The sequence below is a fragment of the Devosia sp. GW821-FHT12F11 genome (assembly GCF_058806655.1).
In genome coordinates, this window is sequence record NZ_JBXAPX010000008.1 from 134,767 (window position 1) to 150,285 (window position 15,519).

General features: G+C 65.8%; 14 protein-coding genes. 2 read left to right on the forward strand and 12 right to left on the reverse strand.

Annotated features, from left to right (window positions below):
- Positions 1 to 9 precede the first annotated feature (9 nt).
- Both AC1ROK_RS22100 and AC1ROK_RS22105 read left to right on the forward strand, forming a co-directional pair.
- Complete coding sequence (locus AC1ROK_RS22100; protein WP_492850936.1) at positions 10 to 1,236, forward strand: efflux RND transporter periplasmic adaptor subunit; 1,227 nt, start codon at positions 10 to 12, stop codon at positions 1,234 to 1,236.
- A complete protein-coding gene (locus AC1ROK_RS22105) occupies positions 1,233 to 4,586 on the forward strand; it encodes an efflux RND transporter permease subunit (protein WP_492850938.1) in 3,354 nt (1,117 codons plus the stop codon). Before AC1ROK_RS22100 ends, AC1ROK_RS22105 begins: the two co-directional genes overlap by 4 nt.
- A gap of 67 nt (positions 4,587 to 4,653) precedes the next feature.
- On the opposite strand, the gene AC1ROK_RS22110 is transcribed toward AC1ROK_RS22105, so the two are convergent.
- The 12 genes from AC1ROK_RS22110 to AC1ROK_RS22165 form a co-directional block, all read right to left on the reverse strand.
- Positions 4,654 to 5,640: an acyltransferase family protein gene (locus AC1ROK_RS22110; protein WP_492850940.1), complete on the reverse strand. Its 987-nt coding sequence runs from the start codon at positions 5,638 to 5,640 to the stop codon at positions 4,654 to 4,656.
- A gap of 288 nt (positions 5,641 to 5,928) precedes the next feature.
- Complete coding sequence (locus AC1ROK_RS22115) at positions 5,929 to 7,827, reverse strand: ABCB family ABC transporter ATP-binding protein/permease (RefSeq protein ID WP_492850942.1); 1,899 nt, start codon at positions 7,825 to 7,827, stop codon at positions 5,929 to 5,931.
- Positions 7,827 to 8,138: an ArsR/SmtB family transcription factor gene (locus tag AC1ROK_RS22120; RefSeq protein ID WP_244488434.1), complete on the reverse strand. Its 312-nt coding sequence runs from the start codon at positions 8,136 to 8,138 to the stop codon at positions 7,827 to 7,829. The genes AC1ROK_RS22115 and AC1ROK_RS22120 overlap by 1 nt, the downstream gene beginning before the upstream one ends.
- 112 nt (positions 8,139 to 8,250) lie before the next feature.
- Positions 8,251 to 10,059, reverse strand: coding sequence for a LysM peptidoglycan-binding domain-containing protein (locus AC1ROK_RS22125; protein WP_492850945.1), 1,809 nt, complete (start codon positions 10,057 to 10,059; stop codon positions 8,251 to 8,253).
- Positions 10,060 to 10,136: 77 nt separating this feature from the next.
- Positions 10,137 to 11,744: a citramalate synthase gene (gene cimA, locus AC1ROK_RS22130; protein ID WP_492850947.1), complete on the reverse strand. Its 1,608-nt coding sequence runs from the start codon at positions 11,742 to 11,744 to the stop codon at positions 10,137 to 10,139.
- Positions 11,745 to 11,754: 10 nt separating this feature from the next.
- Complete coding sequence (locus tag AC1ROK_RS22135; protein WP_492850949.1) at positions 11,755 to 12,243, reverse strand: GFA family protein; 489 nt, start codon at positions 12,241 to 12,243, stop codon at positions 11,755 to 11,757.
- The gene (locus AC1ROK_RS22140; protein WP_492850951.1) at positions 12,236 to 12,724 is read right to left on the reverse strand and encodes a GFA family protein; all 489 of its coding nucleotides are present in this window, start codon (positions 12,722 to 12,724) and stop codon (positions 12,236 to 12,238) included. The genes AC1ROK_RS22135 and AC1ROK_RS22140 overlap by 8 nt, the downstream gene beginning before the upstream one ends.
- Positions 12,717 to 13,229 (reverse strand): GFA family protein, encoded by a 513-nt coding sequence (locus AC1ROK_RS22145; RefSeq protein WP_492850953.1) that lies wholly within the window; start codon positions 13,227 to 13,229, stop codon positions 12,717 to 12,719. The genes AC1ROK_RS22140 and AC1ROK_RS22145 overlap by 8 nt, the downstream gene beginning before the upstream one ends.
- Positions 13,226 to 14,182: a prolyl aminopeptidase gene (gene pip / locus AC1ROK_RS22150; RefSeq protein ID WP_492850955.1), complete on the reverse strand. Its 957-nt coding sequence runs from the start codon at positions 14,180 to 14,182 to the stop codon at positions 13,226 to 13,228. Before pip ends, AC1ROK_RS22145 begins: the two co-directional genes overlap by 4 nt.
- Positions 14,179 to 14,676, reverse strand: coding sequence for a GFA family protein (locus AC1ROK_RS22155; protein ID WP_492850957.1), 498 nt, complete (start codon positions 14,674 to 14,676; stop codon positions 14,179 to 14,181). The genes pip and AC1ROK_RS22155 overlap by 4 nt, the downstream gene beginning before the upstream one ends.
- Positions 14,663 to 15,046: a VOC family protein gene (locus tag AC1ROK_RS22160; RefSeq protein WP_492850959.1), complete on the reverse strand. Its 384-nt coding sequence runs from the start codon at positions 15,044 to 15,046 to the stop codon at positions 14,663 to 14,665. The genes AC1ROK_RS22155 and AC1ROK_RS22160 overlap by 14 nt, the downstream gene beginning before the upstream one ends.
- A complete protein-coding gene (locus AC1ROK_RS22165) occupies positions 15,043 to 15,432 on the reverse strand; it encodes a VOC family protein (protein WP_492851319.1) in 390 nt (129 codons plus the stop codon). The genes AC1ROK_RS22160 and AC1ROK_RS22165 overlap by 4 nt, the downstream gene beginning before the upstream one ends.
- Positions 15,433 to 15,519: the final 87 nt, after the last annotated feature.

Sequence of the window (15,519 nt, forward strand, 5' to 3'; positions counted from 1 at the left end):
GGTATCAGAATGCGTGCGATCGTTTCTTACGGCGTTGCCGGCGCCATTGTCATTGCCGGGGCCTTGTGGCTCGGCAGCGGCGTTTTCGTGGCCGGAGGCAACGGCCCCGGTAACGGCGAAAAGCCGATTGTCTCGTTCTTCAGCAAGGACGCCGAGGGCGCCGAGACGACGCACCACGTCGCCGAGGGCGCGGTCGATCCGGCGCTGACCATTGCCGAGCGCGTGGCCGAGAGCAGCGGGGCCTCGGCGCCGGCCCAGTCGGTGCGCACCGAGACCTACAACATGCAGGCCATGCCGGTGGAAGTGCCGCTGCGCGGCCGCACCAAAGCCAAGACCGTGACCACCATCACCCCCGAAACCTCGGGCGTGGTGACAGCGGTCAACGTCACCAAGGGCCAGGCGGTAAAGCCGGGCGACATTATCTGCACCCTCGAGGAAGGTACCCGTGCCGCCGCGGTGGCGCAGGCCGAGGCCGCGCTGGCGCAGGCACAGAATGCCTATGACTCCAACAAGGCGCTGCGCGACAAGGGCCTCGCGGCGAGCAATACCGGCATCGCGGCGGAAAGTGCGCTGCGCCAGGCACAGACGGCGTTCGACCAGGCCAAGCAGGAGTTCGACCGCGCCAAGGTGACCACCAAGGTCGCCGGCATCGTGCAGGACCCGGTGGCGACGGTGGGTAGCGTGCTGAGCCCCGGCCAGCCATGCGCCACGGTGGTCGAGCTCGATCCGATGCTGTTTGTCGCCAATGTGCCGGAGGCGCGCATCGCGCGCGCCGAACTGGGCCTCGCGGCCAAAGTCGAAACGGTGACTGGCCAGACGGTCGAGGGCAAAGTGAGCTACATCGCCTCGCTCGCCGACGAGGCTACCCGCTCGTTCCCCGTCGAGATCGAGATTCCCAACGCCGAGGGCAAGGTGCTGTCGGGCGTGACGGCGACGGCCACGGTCACCATGGGCACGGTGCCTGCGCACCTGTTGCCGCAATCGGTGCTGACGCTCAATGACGAAGGCGCACTTGGGGTGCGCACGGTCAAGGAAGGCGTCGTTGAGTTCTATCCCGTGACGATCATCTCGGACTCCCGCGAGGGTGTCTGGGTCGCGGGCCTGCCCCCGACGGTCGATGTGATCACCATGGGTCAGGAATATGTCGTGCCGGGTCAGAAGGTCAACGCGACCAACGTTACGGGCAAGCCGGAATCGGTAGAGGCCGAAACCGCCGCTGAAGGGGTGCACTCATGATGAATTTCCTCGAACGCGTCCTGCGCATGCCGCGGGTCGTGTTGACGGTGATGGCGCTGCTGCTCCTCGCCGGTTTCAGCGCATACATGTCGTTGCCGAAGGAGAGCTTCCCGGCGATCGACATCCCGTACTTCTACGTGTCGACCAGCCAGACGGGCGTTTCCCCACGGGATGCGGAGCGACTCCTGGCCAAGCCGATCGAGGATCGGGTCAAGGACATCGACGGGCTCAAGAACTACACCTCGACCGCCACAACCGGTCACGCCTCAGTGTTTCTCGAGTTCGACGTGAATGCCGACAGCGACAAGGCGCTGGCCGACATCCGCGCCAAGCTCGACGGCGTAGCGTCGGAGCTTCCGGACGATGCAACCGAGCCTTCGGTGACGGAGATCTCGTTCACCAACCAGCCTTCGATCTCGGTGGCAATTTACGGCAACGTGCCCGAACGCGCCCTGGTGCAGAGCGCCAAGGACCTGCAGGACCGGCTCGAAGAAATCCCGACCGTGCAAAGCGTGACCATCTCCGGGTCGCGCGACGAGATGTTGGCGGTGACCATCGATATGAGCCGCCTCGAGGCCTATAACCTCACGGCCGGCGAGCTGCTGGATGCACTGGCCAAGAACAACATGGTGGTGCCGGGCGGTACGCTCGACACCGGCCGCGGTTCGTTCAACGTCGAAGTGCCTGGTCTCATCACTAACGCGCAGGATGTCTACTCGCTGCCGATCAAGGCGGATGGCGACAATGTCGTCACCTTCGGCGATGTGGCGACGATCACTCGCACGTTCGAGGACGCGACACAGTACGCGCACGTCAACGGCCAACCGGCGATCACCCTGGGGGTGATCAAGGAGCTCGGGACCAACGTCATCGACGTCTCCGACCAGGTGCGCGCGGTCACCACCGAGTTCGTCAAGGACTGGCCGGCCGGTATCCAGCACAGCTTCCTGATCGATCAGGCCGACACCACCAAGAACCTGTTCCGCTCGCTCGAAGCCGCGGTGCTGACTGCCGTGGCGCTGGTGATGGTCACCTGCGTCGCGACGCTCGGCGTCCGCCCTGCCCTGATGATCGGTACGTCGATCCCGATCTCGTTCATGATCGCGTTCCTGATCGTGCAGATGCTCGGCATGACCATCAATATGATGATCATGTTCGGCCTGGTGCTGGCGGTGGGTGTGCTCGTCGACGATCCAATCGTGGTGGTGGAGTACGCGGAACGAAAGCTGCAGGAGGGTGTCTCAAAGAAGGAGGCATTCATCCTCGCGGCGCGCAAGATGTTCGTGCCGGTGGTTTCGGCCACCTTCACGACGCTGGGCGCGTTCGTGCCGCTGCTGTTCTGGCCGGGCATCATCGGCAAGTTCATGAGCTACCTGCCGATCATCGTGATCGTGGTGATGTGCGCCTCGCTGCTCTCGGCGCTGGTATTCATGCCGGTGATCGGCGCGATCATCGCCTCCACGCATGTCGACCCCAAGGCCAAGGAAGCCGCGGACGTCGTCATGTACCCGGACAAGTTCGATGTGAAGAAGGTGAAGGGGGTGACGGGCGTCTATGTGCGCACACTGCAGCACCTGATCCGGCATCCGATCCTGTCGCTGCTGGCGGGCTTCACCGTCGTCGGCTTCATGTTCTACGCCTACATCGCCAACCCGACTGGCATGGAAGCTTTCCCCGCTTCCGAGGCCGAGTTCGGCACGGTCAACGTGATCGCGCGCGGCAACTACTCGCCGGTCGAGATCCGCGACATGCTGGCCGAGGTAGAGACGCAGATCCTGCAGGTGCAGGGTGTGCAGGACTCGATCATGACCTTCTCGGGTGGTGGCGGCGACGGCTTCTCGAGCGGTGGTCCGCCGGACACCATCGGGCAGTTCAACCTGCAGCTGCAGCCGTGGAATGAGCGCGTCAAGGCGACTGAGATTTTCCAGAACATCCGTGATCGGGTGAAGAACATCTCGGGCCTCGAAGTGCAGATCGCGGCGCAGGAAAACGGCCCGCCGGCCGGCAAGGCGATCAACCTGACGGTCGAAAGCACGGTCTATTCGGACCTGACGCCGGTGGTCACCAAGCTGCGCGACTATGTGGAGAACCAGCTCGGCGACACCATCGACGTGGAAGACGGCCGCCCCTCCCCCGGCATCGACTGGGAAGTGACGATCGACCGCGTGGCCGCGGCCAAGTACGGCATCGGCGTACGTGAGCTTTCGCCTTACGTGCAGCTCGTCACCTCGGGTGTGAAGCTCGGCTCGTATCGGCCGGATGACGCGGATGACGAACTGGATATCCGCGTCCGCCTGCCGCTCGAAGAGCGCAGCTTCGACAGCCTCGACTCGCTGAGGATCGTCACGGCTCAGGGTCTGGTGCCGGTGTCGAACTTCATCAAGCGCGAAGCCGTGCCGAAGGTCGCCAACATCAGCCGCAAGAACGGCGTCTACGTCATGGGCGTGGCGGCGAACCTTGCACCGGGCGTGGCGGCAGATGCCAAAATCGCCCAGCTCAAGGAATGGGTGGCGACGCAGGACATCCCCGCGACGACCAAGATCGCCTTCGGCGGTGCCGACGAACAGATCGGCGATACCAATGCCTTCATCATGCAGGCACTGGCAGCCGCCCTGTTCATCATCTTCCTGGTGCTGCTGCTCGAGTACAACAGCTTCTACCAGGTGCTGGTGACGCTCTCGACCGTGGTCATGTCGCTCGCCGGCGTGATGCTGGGCATGACGATCACCGGGATGAGCTTCTCGGCGATCATGACCGGCCTCGGCATCGTGGCGCTGGCAGGCATCGTGGTGAAGAACGGTATCGTGCTGATCGACACCTACAACCACTATAACCGTGGTGACGGGGTGGAGCCGACCAAGGCGATGCTGATCACGGCGGCCCAGCGCGTGCGGCCGGTGCTGCTCACCGCTACGGTGACGGCGCTGGGCGTGATCCCGATGGCAGTGAACGTCGAGTTCGACTTCATCCGGCGCGAGATCGTCTGGGGCGGCCTTGCCGGTTCGTGGTTCACCCACCTGTCGGCGGCCCTGGTTTCGGGCCTGTTCGTCTCGACCGCCCTCACCCTGGTGATGGTGCCGGTGATGATCACTGCGCCGAGCGTGATCCGCCACGGCTGGATCGGCCAGCTGTTCGGCGCGGTGTTCGGAGCCATCGGCAACGCCATCGCCTGGCCGTTCCGGGCAATCTTCGGTGGGCGCAAGCACACTGCCGTTACGCCGGAAGGCGAGACGGTCGAGATCCCGGCCGATATCGACAGCTCGAAGCGGTTCATCAAGACCGAAGGTTCGGGCCTTGTCGAAACCGAGCAGGACGGCGTCACCGTGGTGAGCCGCCAGGCTGCCGAGTAAGGCGGACGACAGACACAAGAGCTGAACAGGCCCGGAGCGATCCGGGCCTTTCTTTTTTGGCTGCAGGCTAAGCGGTGGCGCGGTACCGAGAGAGCGCCGCACGCCCTGCCCTCCACGCCACAGCCAGACCGAGGCTGATGCTGAAGCCGAGGGCGATCATCAGCAGCGAGTAGCGCCCGAGGCCGAGGTTGCCAGCGAGGACTTTCAGCACCAGCAGGTGGATCAGGTAGGCGCCGAAGGTCGCTTGACCCAGGATCGACCAGAGAGGGCTCGTCAGCTCGATGCGCATGAACAGCACGGCGACCGAGAGGGCGTAACCGAGGGTGGCAAGCGAATAGTCGTGACCGAGGGCATAGCGGCCGACGACGAAATAGCCCTCGGCGAGATGCAAGGCTGCGAAGGCGACCAGCGCCGCCACAATGGCAGGGATCGGCCAGTCAGCCAGCGCGGCGCGGTGGCGGCGCAAGGCGATGCCGGCGACGAGGAAGATCGGTGCGAAGAACAGCCCGTTGCGATCCATCCAGAACGGAAAGCCGTGGCCGAACAGCGGCTTGGAGTAGGCGCCGATGATGGTGCCGGCAGTGTAGAGCGCCAGCGCAATCGCCAAGGTCCAGAGCAGACCGGTGAACTTCATCAGGGTCGCGACGACGGCGCTGCCGAGCACCAGGGCGGGCAGGAACCACAGGTGGAACGCCGGTCCACCGGACCACAGCAGCAGCAACAGACCCTCTGGCGTCAGCTCGAAGCCGGGGCGGCCACCCTCGAGCAGGCGAAGCGCGATGGTGAGAACGAGGACGATCGCGAAGGCGGGCATGACCCGCCGGGCGACCTTGCCGGTCAGCCGCAGCGGCGCGGCGAGGTCGGCATCCTTCCAGAAATAGGCCGACATCAGGAAGAACACTGGCACGGCAAAACGGCTGAGTTCATCGACCACGAAGCCGAGCGGCTTGTTGTCGGCGAAGCCGCCGCCGGCGACGTGCAGCGTCACGATGCCGAACAGGCTGAGGACGCGCAGGGCGTCGAGCGAAGCGTTGCGTAGGGATGGTGAGGTCATTGGCCGAGGCTGTGATGATCGGGCGCAACGGATTGGTCAAGGGGTGGGTTGCATTGCGCCGGAGCGCGGGGGCTCCCCCTTCCCAGCCTCCCCCACAACGGGGGAGTGCCGTCCTGCGATCGGCGCGCTATCCAGCCAAACCCACCAGCCCGACACCTCCCCCTTGATGGGGGAGGCTGGGAGGTGGTGGGGCCATCGGCTCGATGCGCGGTCGCGGGCCTCGCCTGGGATCAAGCTGGGGGTGGCCGCGGCCACGATCATTCAGTCAGCGCTCGACGGAACCTGGATCTACTCCGCCGCCGGTAACCCGCGTTTGACGAAGCCTTCGGGATCGTTGGCGACGCGCTGCATGCGCTCCTCCGCCTCGCTGGCTTCACGCTGGCGGTTCCACATCTGGGCGTAGAGCCCCTGCTTGACCAGCAGGCGATGATGGGTGCCGCGCTCGGCGATCTGGCCGTCGCGCAGCACGATGATCTCGTCGGCGTTGACGACGGTAGAGAGCCGGTGGGCGATGACCAGCGTCGTGCGGTTGGCCGAGACCACGTCGAGGGCGGACTTGATGTCTTCCTCGGTCTTTGAATCGAGCGCCGACGTTGCTTCGTCGAGAATGAGGATCGGCGGGCCCTTCAGAATGGTGCGGGCGATGGCGACGCGCTGCTTCTCGCCCCCCGAGAGCTTCAGGCCGCGTTCGCCGACCGGGGTGTCATACCCCTTGGGCAGGCTTTCGATGAAATGGCCGATCTGCGCCAGCTCGGCAGCCTTTCGCACCTCGGCGTCAGTCGCATCGGGGCGGCCGTAGCGGATGTTGTAGGCGATGGTGTCGTTGAACAGCACCGTATCCTGCGGAACCATGCCGATGGCGGCGCGCAGGCTTTCCTGCGTGACATCGCGCAGGTCCTGCCCGTCGATGGTGACCTTGCCCTCGATGACATCATAGAACCGGTAGAGCAGCCGCGAGATGGTCGACTTGCCGGCACCGGAAGGCCCGACCACCGCGATGGTCTTGCCGGCCGGAACCTCGAAGCTGATGCCTTTCAGGATCGGACGATCGGCATCGTAGTGGAACTTCACGTCCTCGAACTTGACCACCGGACCGGTGACGGCAAGCGGCTTGGCGCCCGGCTTGTCCTGGATTTCCGGGGCGCGGTCGAGCAGCTTGAACATCTCCTCGATGTCGGTGAGGCCCTGGCGGATTTCGCGATAGACGAAGCCGATGAAGTTGAGCGGCCGGTAGATCTGCATCAGGAAGGTGTTGAGCAGCACGAAATCGCCCAGCGTCAGCGTGCGATTCATCACCCCGAGCACCGCCATGATCAGGATGATCACCGTGCCGGCATAAAAGATCAGGGCCTGGCCGAAGTTGAGGAAGCCGAGCGAGGTCCAGATGCGGATGGCGGAGCGTTCGTACTTCTCCATCGAGGCATCGAAGCGCTGGGCCTCCATCTTCTCGTTGGCGAAATATTTCACCGTCTCGAAGTTGAGCAGGCTGTCGATGGCCTTGCCGTTGGCGTCGGTATCGCTGTCGTTCATGTCGCGGCGAATGGCGATGCGCCAGTTCGAAGCCTTGATAGTGAACCACAGGTAGAGCCAGACGGTGACGACAAGCACGCTCAGGTAGCTGACGCCGAACATGACGATGAAGATGACGCCGGTAATGACGAACTCGACCAGCGTGGGCGCCGTGTTGAGCATCGTGAAGCGCACGATGGTCTCGATGCCCTTGGTGCCGCGCTCGATAACCCGGCTCAATCCACCGGTGCGGCGGGCGAGATGGAAGCGCAGCGACAGCCTGTGCAGGTGCTCGAAGGTCTGCAGCGCCAGTTTGCGAACCGCATGCTGGCCGACCGAGGCGAACAGCACGTCGCGCAACTGCTGGAAGCCGGCATCGATGATGTTGCCGACGCCGAAGGCGACGACCAGCACGATGGGAATGGCAACGCCCATGACCAGCGCGGTATCGGGCGTGCTGCCGTCGAGGCTGTCGATGATCCACTTGTAGACGAAGGGGATCAGCGTGGTCGCGACCTTCGACACCAGCAGAGCGCCGATGGCGAGGATGACGCGTAACTTCAGGTCGGGACGGCCCTCGGGCCACATGTAGCCCCAGAGGTTTCGTACAGTGGCAAGCAGGCCACCCTCCTCCGCGTTAACGGTGGGGCGCTTGGTTGCCTCATCGGCGGATGACATCAGGCGAGCTCTTTGACCGGGTGATCGGTTAGGCCGGTGAACAAGCCGGTGCAGGCGATGCCGAAATCGGCGAGGCGATCGGCGCGCAGCGAGTAGCAGTTGCGCGTGCCCTTGGGGTGACGCTCGACCAGGCCGGCGTCGAGCAGCACCTTGATGTGCTGGCTGACAGTGGACTGGGCCAGCGACAGGTTCTGCGTGACATCGGTGCAGCAGCAATCGCCCGCACGCTGGGCGGCGAGGATGCGCAGGATGTTGAGCCGGACGGGGTGTCCGAGGGCCCGCATCACATTGGCGATGTCGTCGTCATGCATCGGGTTCATCGTTATTCAGCGATAAAAGATCGGCCTCGCCAAGGCAAGGCGAAACCACCTGCCTGACTGGGCAGTTGAACCGGATTCGCGGCAACACCTTGTCAGGGAATGCTCAGTCGTCGGTGACCAGCGGCAGATCGAAGATCTGGCCGGGGAAGATGCGCGAGGGGCGGCGGATCAGCTCGCGATTGGCATGAAAGATGGTGCGGTAGTGGATGCCATGGCCGTAGTAGCGGCGCGCGATGCTCCACAGCGTATCGCCATGGCGGATGATGGCTTTGCCGAGGTTGTAGCGGCCCTCATCCGGGTCGCCGAAGGGTAGCAGGCGGAGGATGGTCACGGGTTGGCCGGGTGGCTGAGCCGGTTCCGGCGCACGGATCTCGAACTCGGCGATAAGGGCCGGTGCGTCGGGGGGCGGGAGGGTGATCGTCGACGCGTCGCCGGCGCCACCCCTGGCCGACGGCAGGATGGTCGGCTGCAAGCTGGATGGGGCGAGGATTTCGACGGAGGCAGACTCGCGCTCGGGGACCACGGCGGCCAGCGGCGGGAGCGGTTCGGGCGTCGGTTCGACTGCTGCTACCTCGGGCTCGGAGACCGGCTCGGGTTTGCTGGGCGCTGGCTCGATTGCCAGGCCAGGCTTTTCGATGGGCGCGGCCTCGGGAACGGCGGCGGCCACGGGCGGCTCGGTGTCGGCCAGCCCGGCAGGCGCCGGCGTGGGCGCGCGTCCAGTGGCGATTGGCGGAGCGGGCTCAGCCGGTGGGGCGGGTGCGACGCCGCTACCGAGGTCAGGTGTTTCCTTCTGGCGCTCGTCAGGTGGGGCGCCGCCGTCCGGCAGCTCGATCTCGACGGTGATGGCGGCGGCGCCCAGCAGCTTGCCTGTGTCGGGTTCGATGGCTTCAACGCGCAGCTCGCGACGGGGACTATCTAGCAGGTTGCTGCCTTCGACCAGCCACCTCCCCTCTTCGACCGGGCTCTCGCCGATCAGCTCGCCATCGGCATAGAGGCGCATCAGCGCTCCGGCCGGGCCGGACCCGGAAACGAAGCTCCTGGTGCCATCGAGCTCGATGGCATCGATGGTGGGGGCGAGGATGACGGGAGCCGCAACGGTTGGCGCGGGGGGCTGCGAGATCGCCGGCTCGGCGTTGGCGACCACGAGCGGCGCCTCGGGCGGGGCGGCAGCGGCAGGCACGGCCGGCTCAGGCTGCGAAGCCGCAACGGGCGGCTTGGCGGGCTCGGTCGGCGTGGCTGCAGGTGCGACTGGCTTCGGCTGGGCCGCAGGCGCAACGGCGCCGATGGCAGGCTCCTCGATCTGATCCGCTGGCGTTGCGAATTGGGTAGCCGACGCCTCGGGCCGGATCGGAAGCCCTTCAATGTCCTGTGGTTCGGACGGGACGCTCCAGTTCAGGGCGGTGTCGTCGGGCCTGGCCGGCGCAGGTTCGGCGGCAAGGATCTCGGGCTTGAGCGGCGTGGACTCACCAGGCTCCGGCTCGACGGCGGCTGCCATTTCGAGAGGCGCCGGGACAGCGGCTGCGGGCTGAGCGGCGGTCGGAACAGGTTCGACAGGAGCCGCTGCGATGGGCTGCGGCTCGGCTGTGGGTTCGGCGATCGGATCCGGAACCTCGATGGGTTCGACGGGCGCAGCGCCAGTATCAGCCGTCGGCGCCTCGAGTGGCCCTCCCGCTGCGGCGGGAGCTTCGGTATCGGCCACAACGCTTGCCGGTGGAGCCGGGAGTTCAGTGGGCGTTGTCTCGGCAACCTGCCCCGGGACGGTGCCGGGCAGGTCGAACTTGCGGTCGGCCATGTCGCGGAGGCAGGTGATGACGCCGCGCGGATCGGCCGAGCAGGCGTTGATCGCCGGCAGGCCGATGACGCCGAGGACGACAGCCAGCGTCACCCCGGCGGCGCCGAGGGCGAGCAGCAAAGTACGGCGGTCGTCGGTCCGGCTCAGCGGGGCCTCCGGGGGAACATGGGGCAACCTGCCCCTACCGCTCCGGCGTCTCAGGCTGCCTCTGACTTCATCAACTTATAGGTAATCGACTCGTAAAGCGCCTCAAATGAGGCGTCGATGATGTTGGTGTTGACCCCGATGGTGTACCAGCGCTCGCCGGTGCCGTCGCGGCTCTCGACCAGTACACGGGTGACCGCGCCCGTGCCGCCGTCGAGGATACGCACCTTGAAGTCGACCAGTTCGAGGTCGGCGATACGGGTCGAGAACACGCCGAGATCCTTGCGCATGGCAAGGTCGAGGGCGTTGACCGGACCGTTGCCTTCGGCCACCGACATCAGCAGCTCGTCGCCGATGCGGATCTTCACCACCGCCTCGGTGACGACGACCTGTTCGCCGCGCGCATTGTGGCGGCGTTCGACGCTGGTCCGGTAGCTCTCGACGTCGAAGAACTCGGGCAAGGTGCCAAGCACGCCGTGCGCGAGGATAAAGAACGAGGCGTCGGCACCATCGTAGGAGTAACCGCGGGCCTCGCGCTCCTTGACGGTGCGCAGCAGCCGCTCGAGGCGCGGATCGTCCTTGCCCAGCTCGATACCGTGGCGTTTCAGCGCGGCGAGCAGGTTGGATTTGCCGGCCTGCTGACTGACCATGATGTTGCGCTCGTTGCCGACCACTTCGGGCGGCACGTGCTCGTAGGTCGAAAAATCCTTGGCCAGCGCCGAGGCGTGGATGCCGGCTTTGGTGGCGAAGGCCGAGGTGCCGACATAGGGCGACTGCCGGGCCGGGGCGCGGTTCAGCAGGTCATCAAAGGCGCGCGAGATCGAGGTGAGATCAGCCAGTTGCTCGCTGGTGACGCCGATCTCGAAGCGGTCGGCGAAGCCGGGCTTCAGCGCCAAGGTGGGGATGAGAGTGACGAGGTTGGCGTTGCCGCAGCGCTCGCCGATACCGTTGAGCGTGCCCTGGATCTGGCGGACGCCGGCCGAGATGGCGGCGAGCGTGTTGGCGACCGCCTGGCCGGTGTCGTCATGGGCGTGGATACCGAGGTGATCACCCGGCACGACCTTGCTGACCTCGGTGACGATCGCGGCGACTTCCGACGGCATGGTGCCGCCATTGGTGTCGCACAGCACCACCCAGCGGGCGCCGGCATCGAGCGCGGTGCGGACGAAGCGCAGCGCATAGTCGGGGTCGGACTTGTAGCCATCGAAGAAATGCTCGCAATCGACCAGCGCTTCCTTGCCGGCGGCGACGGTGGCTTCGACGGTCTCACGGAGATTGTCGAGATTCTCCTCGAGCGAGATGCCGAGCGCAACCTTCACCTGGTGCGACGAGGCCTTGCCGACGAAGCAGGCGGCATCGGAGACGGCGTTCAGCGTCGCCTGCACGCCGGGATCGTTGCCGACCGAGCGCCCTGCCCGCTTGGTCATGCCGAAGGCGGTAAAGACCGCGTCCCGGGTGCGGCTCTCGGTGAAGAACTGGTCGTCGATGACGTTGGCGCCCGGGTAGCCGCCCTCGATGTAATCGACGCCGAGGCGCTCGAGCAGCGCGGTGACCGAGATCTTGTCCTCAAGCGAAAACTCGATGCCGGCCGTCTGCGCACCGTCGCGCAGCGTGGTGTCGAAGAGGTAGAGGCGTTCCTTGGCAGGCGCTTGGGCAGTCATCACAGGGTACTCAGTTACGGGGCGGCCATTCGGCCGTGTCGTGGTCAGGGTGTTGCCGGTTGGAGCTACTAATTCGGGCGAGGCGGCCTTCGGGGTCGACGAAATAGGTCGGCGTGTTGCCCGGCAGCTCGCCGATATGGGCATACCAGCTGACGCGGCTTTCGTTACCGTACTGGATCACCGGCGGCACGCGGTCAGGCTCGTCGAAGGCGCCGGAGAGCACGCCGATATCAGGGGCCCAGGGGTAGTCGAAAATCAGCGGCGTGCCGCACTCGCGACAGAACCCGCGATTGGCGAGCTCGGAGCTCTTGAACCAGCTGATCTCGCCGCGGGTGACGTGGAAGTTCACCTTGTCGACCGGGCAGATCACGGCGAACGGCCCGCCTACCGCCTTCTGGCACATACGGCAATGGCAGACATGGACGTTGTCGGGCTGCTGGTCGACGCGAAAGCGGACTGCGCCGCACTGGCAGCCGCCGGACAGATGGACTTCAGACATAGCGCGGGACCCAGTCGGTGGTGTCGTGGTCGGGGTGCTGGTGATTGGTCGCACGAATGCGTTGCGCCAGATCGGGGGCAACCTCCTCGATCGGTGGCAGGTCGGGAACCTCGGCAAGCGCCCCCACATAGTGGAGGCGACTGTTGGTGCAAGTCTGCTCGGTCGGCAACACGGCTTCAGGGTGATCGAGCGAACCGATGGCGACGCTGACGTAAGTGCCGCCGGGACGGCGGAACGTCAGCGGCGTGCCGCAGGCCGGACAGAAGCCGCGTTCGACTGTATCGGACGAGCGGAAAACCCCGAGGCTTCCCCGGGTAAGCTCGAAGCTCTCGGCCGGCGCGCCGGCGAAAGCGCCGAACAGCCCGCCCGTCGCCTTCTGACACATGCGGCAATGGCAGAGGCTCACATCGTCGAACGGTGCGGTGAACCGATAGCGGATGGCACCGCACTGGCAGCCGCCGCTGGCGAATGCGTCAGCCATCGGCGCCTCCCGTGACCCACTTGTCGGTGTCGTGGTCGGGGTGCTGGTGGTTGGAAGCGCGGACGCGGGCCACGGCTTCGACACCGTCCCCCTCCTCGGTGGTGCCGATCTGCTCGGCGCCGGGAACGGGGCGGAGGCTCGGGTGACGGCCCTCGAGGCCCATCTCGTAGAGGATGGGCACCAGGTGCGGGGTATCGAACGAACCGATGGTCATCGAGACATGCGGACCGCCGAGCGAGCGATAGTAGAGCGGCGTGCCGCAATTGCTGCAGAAGCCGCGGGCCGCCACGTCGGAGCTGTTGAACTCGCTGGGCTTGCCGCGTGTCCAGGTCAGATGCTCGTGGCGGATGCCGACGAGATCGATGAAGACGTTGCCGGCGGCCTTCTGGCACATGCGGCAATGGCAAAAATGCGGATTGTCGCGCAATTCGGTGGCGTGCCAACGCACCGCGCCGCACTGGCAACCACCCGAATACTCGCGAAAACGATAGCTGTCGTCAGTCACATTCCGCCTCCCGCAAAGCGATCCGTGGTTTCGATCAGATGGTGCAGGATGCCGGGCTGGCTCAGCGCGTGCCCCTGCCCCTCGACCATGATGAACTCCGCTTCCGGCCAGGCCTGATGCAGGTCCCAGGCGGTCTGCGGCGGACAGGCAATATCGTAGCGCCCCTGGACGATGACGCCCGGGATATCGCGGAGCTTTTCGGCATCGCGGACCAGCTGGCCCTCGTCCATCCAACCGGCATGGACGAAATAGTGGTTCTCGATGCGGGCGAAGGCCAGCGCATATTCGTCGCCATAGAACGCGTCGCTGACCTGCGGATCGGGCAGCAGCGTGATGGTTTCGCCTTCCCAGCGCGCCCATTCGCGGGCAGCGCCGAGCCGGATGTCGCGATCGGGGCTGATGAGACGACGACGGTAGGCGGCGATCATGTCGCCCCGTTCGGCCGGCGGAATCGGGGCGATGAAGCGCTCCCATTTGTCGGGGAAGAGCAGCGAAGCGCCGTGCTGGTAGTACCAGAGCAACTCCCAGCGACGCAGGGTGAAGATGCCGCGCAGCACCAGCTCGCTGACCCGCTCGGGGTGCTTTTGCGCATAGGCCAGCGCCAGCGAGGAGCCCCAGGAGCCGCCGAACACCAGCCACTGCTCGACGCCGACCATTTGCCGGAGCCGTTCGACGTCGGCGACCAGATCCCAGGTGGTGTTGTGTTCGAGTTCGGCGAAGGGTCGCGACTTGCCGCAGCCGCGCTGGTCGAAAAGCAGGACGTCATAGCGAGCAGGATCGAAGACGCGGCGCTGGCTGGGGGTGAGGCCGCCACCCGGGCCGCCATGCAGGAACACCGCCGGCTTGGCGCCAGGCGTGCCGATGCGCTCCCAGTAGATCTGGTGACCGTTGCCGACGTCGAGATGGCCGGCAGCGTAAGGCTCGATCTCTGGGTAATAACTGCGCAGGGTCACGCGGGGAAACCTTGTTTCGGCGGCCATTCGGCCGTGTCGTGGTCGGGATGCTGGTGGCTGACGAGGCTCGCCATGAACTCGTGCCAGCCGGCCGCATACTCGGTGCGCACCGGCAGCGCGGCGAGGCCGTCGAAGAACGGCAGCTTGTCGGCCAGATTGACCTGGATCGCCGGCGCGGCGACGGTCGGATCATCGAAGGCGCCGATGGCGATCTCGACCTGCTGGTCGGCCGGGCGGCCGATCTCCTCGTAGGTCAGCGGCGTGCCGCACGCGGCGCAGAACCCGCGCTTGATCCTGTCAGAGCTCTCGAAGTACTTCGGCGCCCCGCGAGTCCAGGTCACCTCGAACGAGGTGACCAGTGGGCCGAAGAAGGCGCCAAAGGCTTTCTGGCACATGCGGCAATGGCAGATCGAGCCGCGGCCGAGCCGGCCGACGGCGAAGCGCACCGCGCCGCACTGGCAACCGCCGGTGAACGGTGCCTCACTCGGGGGCATGACACACGGCTTCGATGTTGTGCCCGTCCGGATCGTAGACGAAAGCGGCGTAGTAGGTGGCGTGATAGTGCGGACGCAGGCCCGGCGGGCCGTTGTCCTTGCCGCCGGCGGCGATCGCCGCGGCATGGAACGCGTCGACGGCTGCCCGATTGGGGGCGCTGAAGGCCAGATGCACGCGGCCACCGGTGAGCTTGCCGCCGTCGCCGATCCACAGGAACGGCTGCTCGGAGCCGAGGCCGGCCACGTTTCCCTCCTCGCCCTCGAACTTCATGTGCGTCTTGATTCCGAGCGGGGCCAGCGCCTTCTCGTAAAAGGCGAGCGAGGTGGGGTAGTCGGCAGTCGAAATGGCTACGTGATCCAAAGCGCTCATGGGCGTCCTCCCTCCGGGCCGACATAGACGGCCTCGATGTTGTTTCCGTCAGGGTCCAAAACAAAGGCGGCGTAGTAATCGGGGGAATAGTGCGGGCGAACACCCGGCGGACCGTTGTCGCGGCCGCCCGCGGCCAGCGCCACGGTGTAGAAGGCCTCGACCGCAGGGCGGCTCGAGGCGACGAACGCGACGTGCGTGTCGCCGCCCCGCATGGTCTTGCCCGTGCCGAGCCAGAAGGTCGGACGATTGACGCCGTAGCCGGCGGATTTCACGCCCTCATATTCGAACTCGGCAAGCAGCTTGATCCCAAGTGCACCGAGCGCGGCGGTGTAGAAGTCGCGCGAGAGGGTGAAGTCGGTGACCTTGAGGCCGACGTGGTCGATGATGACGGTCATGGGTGTTCGTCCCGGCTAAACTGCCCCTCACCCGCCTCGCTGCGCGAGGCACCCTCTCCCTTAAGGGGAGAGGGAAGG